Source organism: Rhizobium sp. AN73 (assembly GCF_030757975.1).
In the GTDB taxonomy this organism is placed as follows: domain Bacteria; phylum Pseudomonadota; class Alphaproteobacteria; order Rhizobiales; family Rhizobiaceae; genus Agrobacterium; species Agrobacterium arsenijevicii.
Window position 1 is genome coordinate 348,668 of the sequence record NZ_JARWME010000002.1, and the last position, 18,950, is coordinate 367,617.

19 protein-coding genes are annotated in these 18,950 nt (G+C 59.6%); 10 read left to right on the forward strand and 9 right to left on the reverse strand.

The window, feature by feature from the left end:
• Positions 1–145 precede the first annotated feature (145 nt).
• On the reverse strand, positions 146–619 hold the full coding sequence (locus RBH10_RS11565; protein WP_281037106.1) for a tRNA (cytidine(34)-2'-O)-methyltransferase: 474 nt from the start codon (positions 617–619) through the stop codon (positions 146–148).
• A 234-nt stretch (positions 620–853) separates the two neighbouring features.
• Between RBH10_RS11565 and RBH10_RS11570 the strand changes: the two genes are divergently transcribed.
• The 4 genes from RBH10_RS11570 to RBH10_RS11585 all read left to right on the forward strand — a co-directional run bounded on the left by RBH10_RS11570 (position 854) and on the right by RBH10_RS11585 (position 8,061).
• Positions 854–1,729 (forward strand): phosphodiesterase, encoded by an 876-nt coding sequence (locus RBH10_RS11570; RefSeq protein ID WP_281037105.1) that lies wholly within the window; start codon positions 854–856, stop codon positions 1,727–1,729.
• Positions 1,730–2,112: 383 nt separating this feature from the next.
• On the forward strand, positions 2,113–3,963 hold the full coding sequence (locus tag RBH10_RS11575; protein ID WP_281037104.1) for an ABC transporter ATP-binding protein: 1,851 nt from the start codon (positions 2,113–2,115) through the stop codon (positions 3,961–3,963).
• Positions 3,964–4,086: 123 nt separating this feature from the next.
• Positions 4,087–5,952, forward strand: a complete 1,866-nt coding sequence (locus tag RBH10_RS11580; RefSeq protein WP_281037392.1) for an ABC transporter ATP-binding protein — start codon at positions 4,087–4,089, stop codon at positions 5,950–5,952.
• Between the two features lie 195 nt (positions 5,953–6,147).
• Entirely contained in the window at positions 6,148–8,061 is a 1,914-nt protein-coding gene (locus tag RBH10_RS11585; protein WP_281037103.1) for a methyl-accepting chemotaxis protein, read from the forward strand.
• Positions 8,062–8,140: 79 nt separating this feature from the next.
• Here RBH10_RS11585 and RBH10_RS11590 read toward each other — a convergent pair whose 3' ends face one another.
• Positions 8,141–9,073 carry an endonuclease/exonuclease/phosphatase family protein gene (locus RBH10_RS11590; RefSeq protein WP_281037102.1) on the reverse strand — a complete coding sequence of 311 codons (933 nt, stop codon included), beginning with the start codon at positions 9,071–9,073 and terminating at the stop codon, positions 8,141–8,143.
• Positions 9,074–9,382: 309 nt separating this feature from the next.
• Here RBH10_RS11590 and petA point away from each other — a divergent pair, with 309 nt between their 5' ends.
• The 5 genes from petA (at position 9,383) to RBH10_RS11615 (ending at position 13,267) form a co-directional block, all read left to right on the forward strand.
• On the forward strand, positions 9,383–9,961 hold the full coding sequence (gene petA, locus RBH10_RS11595) for a ubiquinol-cytochrome c reductase iron-sulfur subunit (RefSeq protein ID WP_045016649.1): 579 nt from the start codon (positions 9,383–9,385) through the stop codon (positions 9,959–9,961).
• A gap of 14 nt (positions 9,962–9,975) precedes the next feature.
• Positions 9,976–11,256, forward strand: a complete 1,281-nt coding sequence (locus RBH10_RS11600) for a cytochrome b N-terminal domain-containing protein (protein WP_281037101.1) — start codon at positions 9,976–9,978, stop codon at positions 11,254–11,256.
• A 22-nt stretch (positions 11,257–11,278) separates the two neighbouring features.
• Complete coding sequence (locus RBH10_RS11605; protein WP_281037100.1) at positions 11,279–12,163, forward strand: cytochrome c1; 885 nt, start codon at positions 11,279–11,281, stop codon at positions 12,161–12,163.
• Between the two features lie 79 nt (positions 12,164–12,242).
• Complete coding sequence (locus RBH10_RS11610) at positions 12,243–12,635, forward strand: GFA family protein (protein WP_281037099.1); 393 nt, start codon at positions 12,243–12,245, stop codon at positions 12,633–12,635.
• 89 nt (positions 12,636–12,724) lie between these two features.
• A complete protein-coding gene (locus tag RBH10_RS11615) occupies positions 12,725–13,267 on the forward strand; it encodes an adenine phosphoribosyltransferase (RefSeq protein WP_003494623.1) in 543 nt (180 codons plus the stop codon).
• A 13-nt stretch (positions 13,268–13,280) separates the two neighbouring features.
• Here the strand turns inward: RBH10_RS11615 and RBH10_RS11620 are convergent, their stop codons facing one another.
• From RBH10_RS11620 to ychF, 4 genes are all read right to left on the reverse strand, one after another.
• The gene (locus tag RBH10_RS11620; RefSeq protein ID WP_281037098.1) at positions 13,281–13,916 is read right to left on the reverse strand and encodes a bifunctional 2-polyprenyl-6-hydroxyphenol methylase/3-demethylubiquinol 3-O-methyltransferase UbiG; all 636 of its coding nucleotides are present in this window, start codon (positions 13,914–13,916) and stop codon (positions 13,281–13,283) included.
• A 63-nt stretch (positions 13,917–13,979) separates the two neighbouring features.
• On the reverse strand, positions 13,980–14,447 hold the full coding sequence (locus tag RBH10_RS11625) for a MaoC family dehydratase (RefSeq protein WP_281037097.1): 468 nt from the start codon (positions 14,445–14,447) through the stop codon (positions 13,980–13,982).
• Positions 14,444–14,917, reverse strand: a complete 474-nt coding sequence (locus RBH10_RS11630; protein WP_045016664.1) for a MaoC family dehydratase — start codon at positions 14,915–14,917, stop codon at positions 14,444–14,446. The genes RBH10_RS11625 and RBH10_RS11630 overlap by 4 nt, the downstream gene beginning before the upstream one ends.
• A 350-nt stretch (positions 14,918–15,267) precedes the next feature.
• Positions 15,268–16,371, reverse strand: a complete 1,104-nt coding sequence (gene ychF / locus RBH10_RS11635; RefSeq protein WP_281037096.1) for a redox-regulated ATPase YchF — start codon at positions 16,369–16,371, stop codon at positions 15,268–15,270.
• A 253-nt stretch (positions 16,372–16,624) separates the two neighbouring features.
• Here ychF and clpS point away from each other — a divergent pair, with 253 nt between their 5' ends.
• On the forward strand, positions 16,625–16,936 hold the full coding sequence (clpS, locus tag RBH10_RS11640) for an ATP-dependent Clp protease adapter ClpS (protein ID WP_281037095.1): 312 nt from the start codon (positions 16,625–16,627) through the stop codon (positions 16,934–16,936).
• Positions 16,937–16,948: 12 nt separating this feature from the next.
• Here the strand turns inward: clpS and RBH10_RS11645 are convergent, their stop codons facing one another.
• The 3 genes from RBH10_RS11645 to RBH10_RS11655 form a co-directional block, all read right to left on the reverse strand.
• Positions 16,949–17,401, reverse strand: coding sequence for a GNAT family N-acetyltransferase (locus RBH10_RS11645; protein ID WP_281037094.1), 453 nt, complete (start codon positions 17,399–17,401; stop codon positions 16,949–16,951).
• A 6-nt stretch (positions 17,402–17,407) separates the two neighbouring features.
• Positions 17,408–18,124 (reverse strand): aminoacyl-tRNA hydrolase, encoded by a 717-nt coding sequence (gene pth / locus RBH10_RS11650; RefSeq protein WP_281037093.1) that lies wholly within the window; start codon positions 18,122–18,124, stop codon positions 17,408–17,410.
• Positions 18,125–18,223: 99 nt separating this feature from the next.
• A complete protein-coding gene (locus tag RBH10_RS11655; protein WP_045016670.1) occupies positions 18,224–18,937 on the reverse strand; it encodes an ABC transporter substrate-binding protein in 714 nt (237 codons plus the stop codon).
• Positions 18,938–18,950 lie beyond the last annotated feature (13 nt).

Below are 18,950 nucleotides of genomic sequence, written 5' to 3' on the forward strand. Positions count from 1 at the left end.
GATGGTTCCGGCGAGCACGATTTTATTGTCCGGCTAATGAGTATAGGAGCCTGAACGCCTCGGGTACAGGCCGGGTTGCGTCAGTTTTGAACCAAAAACGGTCAATTTCTGTATTTGCCGGAAAAAATGGCGTTAAAAATGGCGCCTACGACCATGCGGTCTGGCGCAAAACCTCGCCGGTGATCATCGCCGCCGACATGGCGACGTTGATGGAGCGCTGTCCCGCGACCATCGGGATGATGATTCGCTCTTCCGCCTTTTCGTGCACATGGTCTGGCACGCCGGCACTTTCACGTCCGAAAAGCAGGATATCATCGCTGCGATAGGTGATTTTTGTATAGGGCAGGGCGGCCCTGGTGGAGGCGAGAACGAGACGGCGGCCGGTGGTTGCGCGCCATTCCTCGAACCGGTCCCAGCTGACATGGCGTGTCAGCGCCGCTGCCGCGATATAATCCATGCCCGCCCGTTTCAGGTTGCGATCGGAAATATCGAAACCCGCCGGCTCGATGATATCGACGCCAAGGCCGAGACAGGCGGCCAGCCGCAGGATCGTGCCGGTATTGCCGGGAATATCGGGCTGGTAAAGGGCGATCCTGATATTGGGCCTGATCTCTTGCATGGTCTTCTCGTGGCGGTTGGGATGCCGGACCGATTATCACGGGCGGGCGGGACGTGACAGATGCGGTAGAGAAAAGTCGCTTCCAAGGATTGCCGCCCACCGGATGTTCATTCGCGTGACACATGGGCAGGCTACCCATTCAGCAACGTGTCGTCAGGCCGATCCGGAACATCCGGGTAGGCCGGAGCGGCGTACTTCGAGCCGGATCTGCAAGCAGCAAAACAGGAAGATATCATGTCCGAACGGGTGAATTTCGTCCATCTGACCGATCTGCATGTGGGCAATCCGCAGGTGCAGGACGATGATCTTTATTCCGATACGTCGGCCACGCTCGTCGACACGCTGGCGCAGGTGAAGGCGCTTGTGCCGCAGCCCGAATTCATCGTTGTCAGCGGTGACCTGACCAACAGGGGCGATGCCGGCAGCTATGAGGAACTCAAGCGCCTGCTGGATGAGGCCGAGCTTGATGTGCCTGTCCTCTTCGCACTCGGCAACCATGACCGCCGCGACGGCTTTTATCCTGTCATGCTCGGCCGTACCGAGGATCTGGATGTCCCTTACGACCATGCCCAGGTGATTGCCGATATCCACGTCATCGTGATGGATACCAGCATTCCCGGCAAGGTTGGCGGCGCTTTCGAACCCGGGCAGATCGAATGGCTCGCGGAAGAAATCGAAAACCACCCCGAACTGCCGAAGCTGCTGGTGATGCACCACGCGCCGGCGCTCGATTTCGACCGCCCCGAAGCCGAATGGGAATCCCTGTCCTTTGCCGATACCGAGGTTCTGGACGAGGTGCTGTTCGAATATGACGTCATCGGCATTCTGGCGGGTCACATCCATTACGACCGCGTGTCGCACTGGCAGGGCATTCCCGTGGTGGTCGGCATCGGTCAGCATTTCACCACCGATCCGCTGTGGTTGCATGAGGGCGTGCGCATGTTGTCCGGCGCGTCCTTCACCATCGGCACGGTGCGGGACACCGGTCTGACCGTTACTTTCGTACCCCAGCCCAGTGATCGCCGCGAGATCAAGCGCCATACGCAGAGCGATATGGTCGAGCTGATCAACGAATATGAGAGCGGTCAGACGCAGGACGCTGCCGAGTAAGGCAACGCATCCAGGTTTTGTGACTGGCGGAGACCTTTGCGGGCACTCTCCGCCCGTTCGGCCTTATTGGTCGCAATCGAGAGCTTTTCTGACGCGTTCGGTATCTTTCCGGCTGGTCAATGATTAAATTTTGCGCTACAAGGCCACATCTTCAACACCAGCTAGGGAGGTCCTGATGCAAAATCATGTTCGTAGTCGCTTCCCGGCCCCAGTAGTGCCACTGCTGGCCTAGGTGTTACGCCGCGGTTCGACCGCGTTTCCCATATTCCGATTCGTCATGTGGCCGTCACGGCCATATTCAAATATTTTTCCGTTCCGTCGTGAGCTATATTTGCGTTTGCTCACGTTTCACGATGGAGCGATTGTTTGCCGGAGCTTGGCCTATGTTTGGCTGGTTTGAAAAACGCCTTGATCCTTTTCCCTCTTCGACGCCTTCCGTGCCGCCGAAGACGCTTTTGCCGTTCGTGTGGCATTATGTGCAGCCCGCATGGCCCTGGCTGCTGCTGCTGGGCCTGATGTCCATGGGCATCGCCATTGCGGAAGCCATGCTTTATAAATTCCTCGGCAATATCGTCGACTGGCTTTCCACGGCCGATCGCGCGACGTTCTTTGCCGATGAGGGTTGGCATCTGATCGTCATGGCCGGGCTGGTGCTCGTCGTGCTGCCGTTGATGGGTGCTGTCCACACCATGACGATGCACCAGACGCTTGCCGGCAATTTCGGCATGATCGCGCGCTGGAAGATGCATCGTTTCCTGCTGCGTCACTCCATGAACTTTTTCGCCAACGAGTTTGCCGGCCGGGTTTCGACCAAGGTAATGCAGACGGCGCTGGCGATCCGCGAAGTGGCGCTGAAGGTGATCGACGTGTTCGTCTACGCGATCAGCTTCGTCGTCTCTATGCTGTTCATGGTCGCGGCGGCGGACTGGCGGCTGGTCATTCCGCTTCTGGTATGGCTCGGCATCTATATGGGCATCCTCACCTATTTCGTGCCGAAGCTCGGCCGGCTGGCGCAGGAGCAGGCCGATGCGCGCTCGATGATGACGGGGCGGATCGTCGACAGCTACACCAACATCTCGACGATCAAGCTGTTTTCCCATGCGGGCCGGGAGGAAAGATATGCGCGTGAGGGCATGAACGTGTTTCTCGGAACCGTTCACCGCCAGATGCGCAAGATTTCCGGCTTCAACATCCTGATCGACCTCAACAATGCGGTGGTGCTGTTTTCCACGGCATCGCTCGGTCTGTATTTCTGGATGCAGGGTTCGGTCACGGCCGGCTCGGTCGCCATCGCCATCAGCCTTGCCATGCGCGTCAACGGCATGTCGCAGTGGATCATGTGGGAAGTCACCTCGCTGTTCGAAAACATCGGCACGGTCTATGACGGCATGTCGATGATGACGAAGCCGCACGATATCGTCGATGCTCCGAAGGCGCCGCAGCTTGCAGCACCGCAGGGCGCCATCCGTTACGACAACGTCCGCTTCCACTACGGCAAGAACAAGGGCGTGATCGACGGGCTGACGCTGGATATCAAGCCGGGCGAGAAGGTCGGGCTGGTTGGGCGCTCTGGTGCCGGCAAGACGACGCTGATGAACCTGCTTCTGCGCTTCTACGATCTGGAAGCGGGCAAGATCACCATCGACGGGCAGGACATCTCCAAGGTGTCGCAGGACAGCTTGCGCGAGCTGATTGGTGTGGTGACGCAGGATACTTCGCTGCTGCACCGTTCGATCCGCGACAACATTGCTTATGGCCATCCAGAGGCGACCGACGAGCAGGTGATTGCGGCGGCAAAGCGGGCAAACGCCTGGGACTTCGTGGAAACGCTTGTCGATATGCATGGCCGTCAGGGCCTCGATGCCCAGGTCGGTGAACGCGGTGTAAAGCTGTCCGGTGGCCAGCGTCAGCGTATCGCCATTGCCCGCGTGTTCCTCAAGAACGCGCCGATCCTGGTGCTGGACGAGGCGACCTCGGCGCTCGACAGTGAAGTCGAGGCGGCGATCCAGGAAAACCTGTTCTCGTTGATGGAAGGCAAGACGGTTATCGCGATCGCCCACCGCCTGTCGACGCTGACCGAAATGGACCGGCTCATCATCCTCGACAAGGGCCAGATCGTGGAATCGGGTAGCCATGCGGAACTGGCGGCGATGGGCGGCATCTATGCCGATCTGTGGCGGCGCCAGTCCGGCGGCTTCATCGCCGACCACGAGGCGGAAGTGGCCGCGGAATAAGGAAAGTGTGAGGGCGGGGAACATTCTCCGCCCTTTTTCATTTCCGGAATGTTACCGAAATATAATCTCTTGCCGAAGGCTCGGCGGCTGTTCCCGTTCGGGGAATCCGCCTATATCCGGATCATGGTCATTACCCGCATCTTCGAGTATTTCGAGAACTGGATAAAGCCCTTCGCCCGCAAGGACGATTTGCGGCCGCCTGAAAGCACATTCGCCTTCATCTGGTTCTATATCTCGCAGGCCAAGGCGCCGTTTTTCGCCATGCTGGTGCTGGGCGGGTTGACGGCGGCCATCGAGGCGGCGCTTTTCTGGTTCGTCGGTCGGCTTGTGGATATTCTCTCGACTGTGAAGCCGGAAGAAGGCTGGGCGGGGCTGCTTGCCGCACATGGCGGTGAGCTGGTTGGCATGCTGGTTCTGATCGGCATCGTGCGTTTCATCGTCACGATGATCACGGCGCTGGTGGACCAGCAGATCATCACACCTGGTTTTTACAATCTGGTGCGCTGGCAATCCTACATGCATGTGGCGCGGCAATCGCTGAATTTTTTCCAGAACGATTTTTCCGGGCGCATCGTCACCAAGGTCTGGTCGGGCGGGCAGGCGGCGGGCGATCTCGTTACCTCGCTGATGGAAAGCGTCTGGTTCGTCGGCATTTACTCCGTCTCGATGCTGCTTTTGATCGGCGGGCTGGACTGGCGGCTTGCGGTCGTCGTCCTCGTCTGGGTGATCGTCTTTTCGCTGCTGGCGCGTTATTTCGTGCCGCGCATCCGTTCCCATTCGAAAGAGACGGCGGAGGCCGCCTCCATGCTGTCCGGCCGCATGGTGGATGCCTATAGCAATATCCAGACGCTCAGGCTGTTCGGGCGCGACGATGCCAATGACCGTTACATGCGGCAGGGCTTCGATATTTTCCAGAACGCGACCATGACCTTCACGCGGTTCATCACCGGTGTGCGCGCCTCCATGGCGCTGTTGTCGGGCGTGATGATTACCTCGATGGCGGCGCTGTGCATCGATCTGTGGCTGTCCGGCAAGATCAGCTCCGGCGCGGTCGCCTTCACGCTGGCACTGGTTCTGCGTCTCAACTTCCTGCTCGGGCGGCTGATGACGCAGTTCAACGGCATCATGCGCAATTTCGGCACGGTGCAGAATGCCGCCGAGTTGATCTCGCAGCCGATCGGCCTCGTGGATGCGCCCGATGCGACGGTGCTGGAAGTGAAAAGGCCGAGCATCCGTTTTGAAAATGTCAGCTTCCATTACGGGCGGACGAACGGGGTCATCGACAATCTCAATCTCGATATCAAGGCAGGCGAGAAGGTCGGTATCGTCGGACGCTCCGGCGCGGGCAAATCTACCCTCGTCAATTTGCTCCTTCGTTTTTATGACGTCGAGAAGGGCCGTATCCTGATCGACGGGCAGGATATCGCCAGGGTGACCCAGGAATCGCTGCGCGCTCATATCGGCATGGTCACGCAGGATACTTCACTGCTGCACCGCTCCATCCGCGACAACATCATGTTCGGCCGAACGGATGCCACCGAAGCGCAATTGCTGGAGGCGACGCGCCGGGCCAAGGCGGATGATTTCATCGAACGGTTGGAAGACCAGCGCGGCCGCGTGGGTTTCGACGCGCATGTCGGCGAACGCGGCGTGAAATTGTCCGGCGGCCAGCGCCAGCGCATCGCGATTGCCCGCGTGATGTTGAAGGACGCACCCATCCTCGTGCTCGACGAGGCGACGTCCGCGCTCGATTCTGAGGTGGAAGCGGCGATCCAGAGCAATCTGGACGAGCTGATGCAGGGCAAGACGGTGCTGGCCATCGCGCACCGACTCTCGACTATCGCCGCGCTCGACCGGTTGATCGTGATGGATCAGGGCCGTATCGTCGAGCAGGGCAACCATTCCGATCTTGTTTCACAGGGCGGGCTCTATTCGGAGCTTTGGGCTCGACAGTCGGGTGGGTTCCTTGCCGCCGACGAGAGCGTTTGAGGCGATCTGGCCAGCTGTTTTTTTCTCGTATTTTATGAAATATGAAATCAGTGGTTGCTTATATCTGCAACGAGCCGGCGTGTGAAATATTTATACAACTAAAAATAATGCTTGGCCGGTAAGTTCTTATTTATCCGTGCATGCAAAAACAGGGCCGCGGGAGGATTCGCGCTCATTTTTTGAGGATCGGAAACAATGCATTTTTTCAGAATTCGTATTCTTCTGCCGGCATTGTTCGGCATCACGGTCTTGTTCTCCATCGCTCAAGGGGTCGCCAGCATGCGCTCCGTGGGAGAAATGGAGCAGCACGCCAGCAATATCGCTCGCCGGATGGAGCGGTCACTGCTGATCGCCGATCTGAGCGACAAGCTTAACGAAATTCGCCGCAATTATCTGGCAGTCATGACTGCGGCAACGCCAGAGGCGCGAAACGCCCTGTTCCAGCGTATCCTCAAATCTCAACAGGAGCGCGCCGAAGGATTCGACGCCTATGCCGCAGACTTGCAATTGCCTACGACGATTGAAAAATTCAAACGTCTGAATGGAATGGTTGCAAACTACGAAGCCATGGGCGCGGAGCTTAAAAAAGTTGTCATCGCCGACGATATCGACGCCGCGCGGGCGCAGATTTCCCGCATGACGCCGGCCGGTAACGCCGCCGGTGCGTTGATGAAAGAGATGATCGAGGACAATCGCGAGCGTGGTCTGGCCGACAAGCACGCTGCGGAAGCCGCAGGCGATTTCGCCTTCGTTATATCGCTTGGCGCCATGCTTCTTGCCGCCGCGGTAGCACTTGCTGCCGCGCTCTTCAGTTTCCTGCGTATCTCGCGCCCGATCTACGACATCACACGCGCCATGAACGGGCTGGCGGCAGGCGACAATGAAAGCGCCATTCCGCATTCCGGCCGCAAGGACGAGATCGGGGAAATGGCCGCAGCCGTTGCCGTATTCCGGGACAACGCCGTCGAGCGCGAGCGGCTGGAGCGTGAAACTGAAGCCAATCGCAGCCTCAGCGAGCAGGAGCGGATCGAGCACGAGGCGCAGAAGGCGCACGAGGCGGAGGAGGTGCGTTTCGCGGTTGAAAATCTGGGCGCCGGGCTGAAGAAGCTGTCGCAGGGCGACATGACCTGCCGCCTGGAAACTGCCTTTGCCGACCGGCTTGACGGCTTGCGTGGCGATTTCAACGAATCCGTCGCCACGCTGGAGACGGCGCTGCGCTCGGTTGGCGACAACGCCCGGGTCATCGATGCGGGTGCGGGGGAAATTCTGGCAGCGGCAGGCGATCTTTCCCGCCGCACGGAGCAGCAGGCGTCGTCCGTCGAGGAAACCGCAGCCGCTCTCGAAGAGGTGACGACGGCGGTGAAGGATTCGGCCCATCGTGCCGCCGAGGCTGGCAGGCTTGTGGAACGGGCGCGCGAAAGCGCTGAAATTTCCGGCGAGATCGTCACGCGCACCGTGCTTGCGGTGCAGGATATCGAAAAATCCGCCAACGAGATCAGCAACATCATCAGCGTCATCGACGAGATTGCCTTCCAGACCAATCTTCTCGCCTTGAACGCAGGTGTCGAGGCCGCCCGTGCGGGCGATGCCGGCAAGGGTTTTGCCGTCGTGGCGCAGGAGGTGCGTGAACTGGCGCAACGTTCGGCCCGCGCCGCCAAGGAAATCAAGATACTCATCAACCGTTCCGGGGAACAGGTGCGCGAGGGTGTCTCGCTTGTCGGCAAGACCGGCGAGGTGCTTGCGGGAATTGTTGGTGAGGTGCGGGAGATCAACACCCACGTCGCATCGATCGTCGTCTCCACACGCGAACAATCGACCGGGCTTTCGGAAATCAGCTCGGCTGTGAACCTGATGGATCAGGGCACCCAGAAAAACGCGGCCATGGTGGAGCAGACGACGGCTGCCAGTGACAGCCTCGCGTCTCAGGCGCGTGCCCTGAACGTGCTGCTTTCGCAATTCAACCTGGGACAGGCGGCGGATACCATTGTCGTGGCGGGTCCGGCTTCGGTTCCGCAGCCTTCGCCCGCACGCGCCATGGGGCGCAAGATCGCAGCCGCCTTCGGTGGTGGGCGGCAGGCAGCGGCGGCACAGGAGTGGTCGGAGTTCTAATCCGCCTCCTGCTGTACGCGTATGAAACATGGACGGCGGCTTTCGAGCCGCCGTTTTTGCGTGGCGGAGCGGGTGGGCCTCATCGGTCGATCATGAAATCCGCCATCAGGCCGTAGTGATTGGAGCCGAGGCTGTCGGGCAGGCGGGTGGTTTTCATCAGCGTCGCGGGTTCGCGGGCAAAGATATGATCGATGGCGATGCCGAAGCGACCTGCCTTCGTTGGCCATGTGGCTGGCTCCCACGGCGCTTTTTTGAGGTCGTTGGCGGCGAGGAAATCGCGCATGTCGGGGGCGATGCTGGCTGAATTGAAGTCTCCGGCCAGAATGAGCGGTCCGGTGATGCGAAACAGAATTTCGCTGACCTCGTCCAGCTCGTCCCGGTGATAGTCGTCGAAATAGGGTTTGGTGATGTGGCCGGCGGCAAGTGTCAGCTCCGTGCCGTCGAGATCGATGCTGGCAATCGCGAAACGGTCGCGGCGCAGGTCGCTGAGGCTATGGAAACGGCCCTCCTGCAACGGTCGCTTCGAGAGGATCAGAAGATCGCAGGTCGGCGTCCCGGTATAGCAGCCGAGCTTGTGGGGGTACATTTGCTGCAGCCGCGGCAGAACCGCTTCCAGCGCGCCGGCCTCGAACAGATAGACCGCATCCGCGCCCGATTCGAGAATGGTATCGGCAATCGCATCCGCATTGGCGGCATTGTCCATCAGCACATTGAAGGACAATAGCCGGAAGGGTCTGGCGCCGGGTGCTGCGGTGGCGGCTGTGGAGAATTCCATGAGCATGGCGACCGCATGGATGGCGAGCGCAAGCGACCAGATCACCAGAAAAGCGGAAACCGCGTCACGCGTCAGCCAAAATACCAGACATGCCAGCAGGATACAGACGAGGGCGATGTGAAGCTGGAAACTGGTGACGAAGGCTAAAAGCCAGAAATCCGTCACATAACGCAGGCTGGCAATGAAAAGAACGGCAGCCACGACCGTGGAGACCATGCAAGCGAGCTTCGCCGTCATCCGAATCCCTGCTTTCCAAGCTCTCCCTGCGCGTCTCGTAACATGCCGCACGAATGGGCACAATGTTGCCCGTCTGCCGGGGCTTATGAAAAAATGAGAAACAAATCCGCCTCTTCAGGCAGAATTACGGCGGCTTTGTGTGCTTTGCTCTTGCCAAGTCAGTCAATATTTTGCGATCAAACAGAATGACGCGGTTTCTAAAACGCCGCGAGGATGACCGAGACATGGGACGGAGATTGTCTTGGATCAAATCATAGCGGGAGGACTCATGCGATTTACGGCAAAAACAGCGCAGAGGATGGTGTAGCGGTGAGCGAGCACGTAACCAATCACGACGCCTCGGGTGAACCGACCCGTCGCGATTTTCTTTATCTAGTAACCGGAATGACGGGCGCCGTTGGTGCCGCCGCAGTCGCATGGCCCTTTATCGACCAGATGCGTCCGGACGCATCGACGCTGGCGCTTGCCTCCATCGAGGTGAACGTCGCGGCGGTCGAGCCGGGCATGTCCTTGACCGTGAAGTGGCGCGGCAAGCCGATTTTCATCCGCAACCGCACGGAAAAGGAAATTGGCGAAGCCAATGCGGTCGCTCTCGGCGACCTGAAGGATCCGGTGGCACGCAATGCCAACATTGCCCCCGACGCGCAGGCGACGGACATTGACCGTTCCGCCGGTCAGGGCAAGGAAAACTGGATCGTCATGATCGGTTCCTGCACCCATCTCGGTTGCGTTCCGCTCGGCCAGGCCGGCGATTTCGGCGGGTGGTTCTGTCCCTGCCATGGCTCGCACTACGATACGGCGGGCCGCATACGTAAGGGTCCGGCGCCGCAGAACCTCGCCATCCCGACATTTGCATTCACATCCGATACCGTGATCAAGATCGGATAAGGGGACAGATATTTATGAGTGGTCATTCCAGTTATCAGCCGTCCACCGGCATCGAGAGGTGGATCGATTCGCGGCTTCCCTTGCCGCGCATGATCTATGACAGCTTCGTCGCTTACCCTGTCCCGCGTAATCTGAACTACGCCTACACATTCGGCGCGATGCTGGCTGTGATGCTGATCGTGCAGATCCTCACCGGCGTCGTGCTTGCCATGCATTACGCCGCTGAAACGACGGTCGCCTTCAATTCCGTCGAAAAGATCATGCGTGACGTCAACCACGGCTGGCTGCTGCGCTACATGCACGCCAACGGTGCGTCGTTCTTCTTCATCGCGGTTTACCTGCACATTGCCCGCGGCCTCTATTACGGCTCCTACAAGGCGCCGCGCGAAATCCTCTGGATCCTCGGCTGTGTGATCTATCTCTTGATGATGGCGACGGGCTTCATGGGCTACGTTCTGCCCTGGGGTCAGATGTCCTTCTGGGGTGCAACGGTTATCACCGGCTTCTTCTCGGCTTTCCCGGGCATAGGTGAGTGGATCCAGCAGTTCCTGCTCGGCGGCTTTGCGGTGGACAATCCGACGCTCAACCGCTTCTTCGCGCTCCACTACCTGCTGCCGTTCATGATCGCGGGTGTCGTCATCCTGCATATCTGGGCGCTGCATGTGACCGGCCAGACCAACCCGACCGGCGTGGAAGTGAAGAGCAAGACCGACACGGTTCCCTTCACACCCTATGCGACGCTGAAGGATGCGCTTGGCGTTTCGGTGTTCCTCATCGCTTATGCGTGGTTCATCTTCTACATGCCGAACTTCCTCGGCCACCCCGACAACTACATCATGGCGGATCCGCTGAAGACGCCGGCGCATATCGTGCCGGAGTGGTATTACCTGCCGTTCTACGCGATGCTGCGCGCCATCACCTTCAATGTCGGGCCGATCGATTCCAAGCTCGGTGGCGTTCTCGTCATGTTCGGCGCAATCATCGTGCTGTTCTTCCTGCCCTGGCTCGATACGTCGAAGGTTCGCTCTGCCGTCTATCGTCCCTGGTACAAGATGTTCTTCTGGCTGTTCGTGGTCAACGCCATCCTGCTCGGCTGGCTGGGATCGCGCCCTGCGGAAGGCCTCTATGTCATCATGTCGCAGATCGGCACGCTCTATTACTTCGGTTTCTTCCTCGTCATCATGCCGGTACTCGGTCTGGTGGAAACGCCGCGGCGTATTCCGAATTCGATTACCGAGGCCGTTCTCGAAAAGAACGCCAAGAAGACTGCCGCGCCAGCGGCGGCCGAAGTCTGAGCGCGAAGGAAGGATGACGACAATGAAGACGCTTCTCAAGAGCATCGCGCTTATCGCCGCCATTAGCTGTTCCGCCGCCGCTTTTGCGGCGGAGGAGAGCCATGATCTCGCCGCCAAGGCGGAACATGCGATCGCCGGCGGTCACTTCCCGGTCATCAAGCCCAAGGAAGAGAGCTGGTCCTTTGCCGGGCCTTTCGGCAAATACGACAAGGGCCAGTTGCAGCGCGGCCTGAAGGTTTACAAGGAAGTCTGCTCCGCCTGCCACTCGATGAACCTCGTTTCCTTCCGCACGCTCGGGGATCTCGGTTATTCGGACGAGCAGGTAAAGGCTTTCGCTGCGGAATACGAAGTGCAGGACGGCCCGAACGCCGATGGCGAAATGTATAATCGCAAGGCTGTGCCTTCTGACCATTTCCCCTCGCCATTCCCGAACCATGAAGCGGCTGCCGCCGCTAATGGTGGGGCTGCTCCGCCCGATATGTCGCTGCTTGCCAAGGCGCGCGGCGTGGAGCGCGGGTTCCCGCAATTCGTCATCGACATGATCCCGATCATCGGCGGTTATCAGGAAGGCGGCCCGGATTATATCCATGCGCTGCTGACCGGATATCAGGACGCGCCTGCAGGTGTTGAAGTGTCGGAAGGCACGCATTTCAACCCGTATTTCGCCAGCGCCGTGGCACTGAAGATGGCGCCGCCGATCAGCGCCGATCAGGTGACCTATGACGATGGTGCGCCGCAGACGGTGGATCAATATTCCAAGGACGTGTCTGCGTTCCTGATGTGGGCCGCAGAGCCGCATCTGGAAGCGCGCAAGCGCACCGGTTTTATGGTCATGGTGTTCCTGTTTATCTTCACGGCCCTGATCTATCTCACCAAGAAATCGGTCTACGCCAAAAAGGAACATTGACCGGCTTCAAATGCCTGCAATCATTGGCCCCCATGGTCTTGCCCTGGGGGCTTTTTCATGGGTCGAAGGAGGATGAGACATGACGAAAATCCGTAGCGGTGGTTGCCTGTGCGGTTCCGTCCGTTTCGAGGCCGCGGGTGAACCCGGTAATCCGCACAGCTGCTCCTGCGATACCTGCCAGCGGCATTCCGGCGCTTCCAGTCTTGTTTGGGTGGAATTCGACAGTGATGCGGTGGTCTGGACAGGAGAAGGTGGCGCACCTTCGGTTTTCCGGTCTTCCGATTATTCCAGCCGGGCCTTTTGCCCGGTCTGCGGCAGCACGCTCGGCGCAATCGACGATGCGCCGACGGTCGCGCTGGTTTCCGGCTCCTTCGACGACAGGAACGATGAGGCGCTGCGGCCTCTGTCGCATTCCTTCGAGGATGTCTGCCCGGTCTGGGCGCGGATCGAGGGAATGTCGGCGGCGGAATGAGCTTCGGTCCTTTTTAGTTGGTCCGCAGCCGGCAAATTGATAGGGTGGTTCGAACCTTCTGATCCATTCCCATTTTAACTGGAAATACCATGACCGTTATCGCTTCGGAGCTTTCCGCTGCCATCCGCTCCATTCCCGACTATCCGAAGCCGGGCATCATCTTCCGGGACATCACGACGCTGCTCGGCAATCCGCGTGCTTTCCGCCGTGCGGTGGACGAGCTTGTGCAGCCCTATGCGGGAACGAAGATCGACAAGATCGCCGGTATGGAAGCGCGCGGCTTCATTCTGGGTGGGGCGGTTGCGCACCAGCTGTCGGCCGGTTTCGTGCCGATCCGCAAGAAGGGTAAGCTGCCGCACACCACCGTGCGTGTTGCCTACAGCCTGGAATACGGCGTCGATGAAATGGAAATGCACGTGGACGCCGTACAGCCGGGCGAAAAGGTCATTCTGGTCGACGACCTGATCGCGACCGGCGGCACCGCCGAAGGGGCGGTCAAGCTCTTGCGGCAGATGGGCGCGGAAATCGTTTCCGCCTGCTTCGTCATCGACCTGCCCGATCTCGGCGGCCGTAAGAAGCTGGAAGACCTTGGCGTCGAAGTGCGGACACTGGTGGAATTTTCAGGCCATTGAGGCCGGCTGCCGGTTAGGAATGTTGCGACAGGCCGGTCTTTTGTCCGGTCTTTCGTAGTGCAATCCATGTCCAGTGGACGCCCATGGCACGATTGCCCGCCTGAACGGAGGCGACCTCCACCTGCCGGACCAGCGTGAACCCCAGACGGGCTGCACTGCCCGTCGTTTCCGCCGGTGAAATGGGAAAAGCACGACGGCCCTCGGGTGCAGGGCCGTGACGCAGGGACATGATCAGCAATCCGCCCGCCGCCGTCATCTCCGAGAGGCTTTCCATGGCGGTCTGCCTTGCCTCATCATCGATATGGTGCCAGACGCCGCACAGGGTAATGAGATCGAACGGGCCGTGGCGGCGCGCTTTCGCGAGATCTGGCAAACTGTCGTCCAGCCACGTTATCTTGTTCGACGGGTGCAATCGCATACCGGGTTCGCGAAGCTCCGCGACCGGTTCGACGGCCAGAACGTCATGGCCGCATTCGGCAAACCAGGCGGCATCGCGACCGGTGCCGCTGCCGATATCCGCGACGCGGGCCGCTGCGACCGGCAACAGATCAATGACCGGCGCGTAGATTTCCCGGCAATCCAGCCTGTCGAACCTGGCAATCAGCTCCGGCGTCGCCGCTTCAGCATAACCCCGTAGAATATCATTCATTCTTGCCTTCCCGCCGCGACACCGATTCCAAGGGTATCGCGTGCGGGTGATCTCAGCCAGCGTCTATTCGAATTCCAGAACTCCGCTCCGGAAGGTCAGCACCGTGTCTCCGGACTGGTTCACGCCCTCGTTGAAGGTGGTGTTCAGCCAGACACCGGCCCTTGATTCCAGCGGTCTTGCATCGAGCAAAGTGACGAAATAGGTGATGTCGTCGCCGGCGAATACCGGCTTTTTCCATTTGAGTTCGCGAAAACCGGGGGAAGGGCCAAGCTTCGGTGGCTCGAGGCCAAGTTGTTTCAGCCTCTTCACTTCCTTTGCCCAGTGGGAAAGGAAACATTTCATCCAGCCCGCGCCGGTGTGCCAACCGGAAGCGCAAAGCGCGCCGAAGACGCTGTTCTTTGCCGCTTCGGCATCCAGATGAAAGGGCTGCGGATCAAAATCGCGGGCGAAACGGATGATGTCTGCGGCGGAAAAATGCAACGTGTCGAGGGTGACGCGTTCGCCGATCGGGGAAAGTTCTGCCAGTCTCATGCCGCAACGCCTCCGTCCGCACGCATCAGGAACATCACGGTGTTTTCGCCGTGTGATACCAGGACGCCGCGCTGGTTATAAAGCTCGTGGCGAAACTTCACGAGGCCGATGCCGGGGCGTGAGCCGGAGGTGCGCTGTTCCAGCACGATGGATTTTCCCGAAATTGTATCACCCGCCAGAACCGGCTTTTTCCAGTCGACATAATCGATGCCGGGACTACCCTGCGAGGTGGAGTTGGTGATGTAGCTCTCCGCCATCATCCGCATCAGCAGGGCGCAGGTGTGCCAGCCGGAAGCCGCCAGCCCGCCGAGAATGCTCTGGCGGCCAGCCTCTTCGGACAGATGCATGGGCTGGGGGTCGAATTCGCTGGCGAATTCGATGATTTGCGCTGCGGAAATCGATTGCGGTCCGAGGGGAAATTCCCGACCGACGGAAAAATCCTCATAGGCATATGTCGCGACTGGCGCCATGGTTTCCTCCCTTCGCACAGTCAATATCGCCGGCATCTAAAATGATTTTTCCCTTTACGTAAAGGTCAAATCTAGGGCGCGGATACTCAAATGATGGCAAACGCGGCGGCTTATGGGAATGTGTGGCGCAGGGGCTCTACCCCTCCGCCGTCATCCTCGCCCTTGAGGCGAGGATCCATCTCACACGTGTCACGACATGTGGAACCTCGGGTCAAGCCCGAGGAGGACCGCCGGATTTGGGAGAGGTCTTAATCTTAAGCGCCACTCCCCAGAGGCGGCTCCGGCTTTCTCCGCTCCGCAGAATGGCGAGATGCAATTCGGCGGAGCAAAGCAAACGGCTCCAGTCGAGATCAGGTATTAAAGCGGAAGTGGATGACGTCGCCGTCCTGGACGACATATTCCTTGCCTTCGTCGCGCCCCTTGCCGGCTTCCTTGGCGCCGACTTCGCCCTTGTAGGCGATGTAGTCGTCAAAGCCGATCGTGAATGCGCGGATGAAGCCGCGTTCGAAATCGGTATGGATGACGCCGGCGGCGGCGGGCGCTTTGGTGCCGCGCACGATCGTCCAGGCGCGCGTTTCCTTCGGGCCGACGGTGAAATAGGTGATGAGGTCGAGCAGGTGATAACCGGCGCGGATCAGCCGGTCGAGACCTGCCTCGGTGAGCCCGAGGGCTGAGAGGAATTCCTCGGCTTCATCGGCCGGAAGCTGCGCGACTTCAGCCTCGATCGCCGCCGAGATGATCACGCATTCGGCGCCCTGTTGCTTTGCCATCTCTGCCACGGCCGCGGTGTGTTCGTTGCCGGAGGATGCATCGGCTTCCGAGACGTTGCAGACATAAAGCACCGGGTGCGACGTTAGGAGATTGAGGCCTTTGAGGATTTCGATTTCCTCGTCCGCCAGCGTCTTCAAAAGCAGACGTGCTGGTTTTCCGTCGTTGAGTAGGGCAATTACGGCTTCCATCACGGGCAGCTGGGCCAAGGACTCCTTGTCCTTGCTGTTGGCGCGCTTGCGCGTCTGCTCGACGCGGCGCTCCAGGCTTTCGAGGTCGGCGAGCATCAGCTCCGTCTCGATCGTGTCGGCATCGCCAACCGGATTGATACGGCCTTCCACATGGGTGATATCGTCGTCTTCGAAGCAGCGCAGCACATGCACGACGGCATCGACTTCGCGGATATTGGCCAGGAACTTGTTGCCGAGGCCTTCACCCTTCGACGCGCCGCGCACCAGACCGGCAATGTCCACGAAGGAAATGCGGGTCGGAATGATTTCCTTCGATCCGGCGATCGTCGCAAGCTGCTGCATGCGCGGGTCCGGCACGGCAACCTCGCCGGTGTTCGGCTCGATGGTGCAGAAGGGATAGTTGGCAGCCTGCGCGGCCGCCGTTTTCGTCAGCGCGTTGAAGAGGGTGGACTTGCCGACATTCGGCAGCCCGACGATACCGCATTTGAAGCCCATGGCTTGAAACCTGTCCGTTTGAAAGAATTCGTTGAGGAGCCTTTTGCGGAAAGGGCAGGGCAAGGTCAAGCCCGCGGGCCGATTTGGGCGGGCAAAGCCCTGCGAATGGCGCGGAATTTCACGCGCGTGCCGCGTCCGGGGTTGTCGATAATGCGGTTGCGGCGCAATATGACGCCGGTCAAGCGACCGATCTTTCGCCATCAGTGGGATTTTCCCATGAGAGACAATTGAGCGACACTCACGAGCGACGATGATGAGTGACAGTCCAGTCGATCTGAAGCCGAAACCGAAAGTCAAACCGAAGCTGGAGCGGCCGAAGCTCTACAAGGTCATTCTGCTGAATGATGACTATACGCCGCGCGACTTCGTGACCCTTGTACTGAAGTCTGTCTTCCACATGGGCGAGGACACCGGCCACCGGGTGATGATGACGGCGCATCGTTTCGGAAGCGCGGTCGTCGTTGTCTGCGTGCGCGACATTGCCGAGACCAAGGCCAAGGAGGCGACCGATCTTGGCAAGGAGGCCGGATTTCCGCTGATGTTCACCACCGAACCGGAGGAGTGATGGTTTTTATGTTCAATCCTGCCGGATCTGGAACCCGGTCTTGTTCTGCACGAAGCCGCAGCTTTCGTAAAAGGCATGGACTTCCGGGCGCTGGCGGCCGGTGAGCAGCATCACCTTGTAGCAATTTGCGGCAAAGGCGGCCTCGATGGCGTGGCGCACGACCGCGCGGCCATACCCATGGCCGCGACGGGCCTCCAGCGTCACCACATTTTCGATGAAGGCGTAGGGGCGGGCGGCGCGTGTCAGGTTCGGAGCGATCAGAAGCGTGGCGGTCGCGACGGGTTCTCCGCCCTCCATTGCCAGAAACACGGTGAGGCCGGGCTGGTTCAGCATGGCGGCGAAAGCGGTGCTCGCCGCTTCCGTCGTCAATTGCGGGTCGGATGGATTGAGCGCCCGGTAAAGTTCAAGCAGGCCGGGCAGATCGGCGGAGCCGGCTTCGCGCAGGGCGATGGTCGCTGAAGACATGGCGATCTAGTCCTTCTTGCCGAACATCCGTTTCAGCATTTCGGCCATCGGTCCGGTTTCCGGCAACTTTTTCGGCTGGGCGCTGTTGCGTGCCTGATGGATGTGGGACTGCGCGGCCGGTTTGGCAGCCTTGGCCGGTTTTTCGGCTTCCGGCTTGCTGCCGGTGGCAAGCGCCAGCTTGTTCATCAGCTGCGAATCTTCGCCCTTCAGCAACATGGCGGCGTTGTCGGCAATGGCGTCCAGTAACGGATCGAGCCAGACCCGGTCGGTCTTGGCGAAATCGCCGAGAACGTGGCCATGCACCCGTTCCTTGTCGCCGGGATGGCCGATGCCGAGGCGTAGGCGGCGATATTCCTTGCCGCAATGGGCATCGAGCGATTTCAGGCCGTTGTGACCGCCATGGCCGCCGCCGATCTTGATGCGTGCGCGGCCGGCGAGCAGATCGAGTTCGTCATGGATGACGATGATATCGGCCGGGGCAAGCTTGAAGAAGCGCATGGCCTCGCCGACGGATTCGCCCGACAGGTTCATGTAGGTGAGCGGCTTCATCAGCAGGACTTTTTCACCGCCGATCTCGCCTTCGGAAATCTCCGCCTTGAATTTTCTCGCCCAGGGCGAGAAGGAGGGCAGGCGCTGCAGCGCATCAACAGCCATGAAACCGATATTGTGGCGGTTTCCCGCATATTGCGAGCCGGGATTACCAAGTCCTGCGATGATCTTCATGGGGCATGTCCGCGTTTTTGCCTAATGATGCCTGTCACCACCCCGAATTCTCCCGGCTGTCAATCTTTTTATCGATTTACGGGGATGCTGAGCGGATGCTTACGGGCTGACGAGATGGTAGCGGTCATATATCTTCTGCTGTGTTCCATCGGCGATCAGCCTGTCCAGCCGTGCCTGCAATTTTGCGATAACCTCGTCGGGAACACTCTTGTTGCAGGCAAGACCCAATTGTTGCCGCGCCAGCGTTATCACTTCCTTGAACGTGCCTGCGGGCAGGCTTTTGAAAGTGCTTTCCGACATGGGCATCAGGTCGATGCGGCCTGCTTTCAGCTTGTGAAGTGTGATCTGGAAGTCCGCGCCGACATCCACCTGCTGGAAGCCAAGCGTACCCAGAAGGGCCTCGGTGTAGTCGCCGCGCTGGGTGCCGACCCGGTATTTCCTGGCCTCCGCCAGACTGGAGACGTTGATATCCGCATTGTGGCGCGTCACGAGGATGTTGCGGTCGCTATGGATCGGCGAGACCCATTTGAAAAGCTTTTCCCGTTCGGGCGTTCTCGCCGTAGCAAAGACGCAATGCATGGCCTGCGTTGTGGCCAATGCGATCGCCCGCGCCCAGGGCATGACGGCGACTTCGTAATCGGTGCCGGTGTCTTCAAGTACGATCTTGAGCTGGTCGATGTAGACGCCTGCGACGCTGCCGTCGCTGGTCTGCAAATTGTACGGGGGGTAGACCTCGGTCGTCAGGAAAAGTTTGGCCGCGCCGGCCGGGCTGGCGAGAGCAAGAAAGATCAGACAGAAGCGGATCAATCCCATGGTCACCCCCGCC

Coding starts and splice junctions, on each gene's coding strand:
- RBH10_RS11565 (WP_281037106.1), bottom strand. CDS start 619: ATGCAAGAGATCAGGCCCAATATCAGGATCGCCCTTTACCAGCCCGAT.
- ychF (WP_281037096.1), bottom strand. CDS start 16,371: ATGGGCTTCAAATGCGGTATCGTCGGGCTGCCGAATGTCGGCAAGTCC.
- RBH10_RS11585 (WP_281037103.1), top strand. CDS start 6,148: ATGCATTTTTTCAGAATTCGTATTCTTCTGCCGGCATTGTTCGGCATC.
- RBH10_RS11590 (WP_281037102.1), bottom strand. CDS start 9,073: ATGACGGCGAAGCTCGCTTGCATGGTCTCCACGGTCGTGGCTGCCGTT.
- pth (WP_281037093.1), bottom strand. CDS start 18,124: ATGAAGATCATCGCAGGACTTGGTAATCCCGGCTCGCAATATGCGGGA.
- RBH10_RS11575 (WP_281037104.1), top strand. CDS start 2,113: ATGTTTGGCTGGTTTGAAAAACGCCTTGATCCTTTTCCCTCTTCGACG.
- RBH10_RS11645 (WP_281037094.1), bottom strand. CDS start 17,401: ATGTCTTCAGCGACCATCGCCCTGCGCGAAGCCGGCTCCGCCGATCTG.
- clpS (WP_281037095.1), top strand. CDS start 16,625: ATGAGTGACAGTCCAGTCGATCTGAAGCCGAAACCGAAAGTCAAACCG.
- RBH10_RS11610 (WP_281037099.1), top strand. CDS start 12,243: ATGACGAAAATCCGTAGCGGTGGTTGCCTGTGCGGTTCCGTCCGTTTC.
- RBH10_RS11625 (WP_281037097.1), bottom strand. CDS start 14,447: ATGAGACTGGCAGAACTTTCCCCGATCGGCGAACGCGTCACCCTCGAC.
- RBH10_RS11615 (WP_003494623.1), top strand. CDS start 12,725: ATGACCGTTATCGCTTCGGAGCTTTCCGCTGCCATCCGCTCCATTCCC.
- RBH10_RS11630 (WP_045016664.1), bottom strand. CDS start 14,917: ATGGCGCCAGTCGCGACATATGCCTATGAGGATTTTTCCGTCGGTCGG.
- RBH10_RS11600 (WP_281037101.1), top strand. CDS start 9,976: ATGAGTGGTCATTCCAGTTATCAGCCGTCCACCGGCATCGAGAGGTGG.
- RBH10_RS11620 (WP_281037098.1), bottom strand. CDS start 13,916: ATGAATGATATTCTACGGGGTTATGCTGAAGCGGCGACGCCGGAGCTG.
- RBH10_RS11580 (WP_281037392.1), top strand. CDS start 4,087: ATGGTCATTACCCGCATCTTCGAGTATTTCGAGAACTGGATAAAGCCC.
- RBH10_RS11570 (WP_281037105.1), top strand. CDS start 854: ATGTCCGAACGGGTGAATTTCGTCCATCTGACCGATCTGCATGTGGGC.
- RBH10_RS11605 (WP_281037100.1), top strand. CDS start 11,279: ATGAAGACGCTTCTCAAGAGCATCGCGCTTATCGCCGCCATTAGCTGT.
- RBH10_RS11655 (WP_045016670.1), bottom strand. CDS start 18,937: ATGGGATTGATCCGCTTCTGTCTGATCTTTCTTGCTCTCGCCAGCCCG.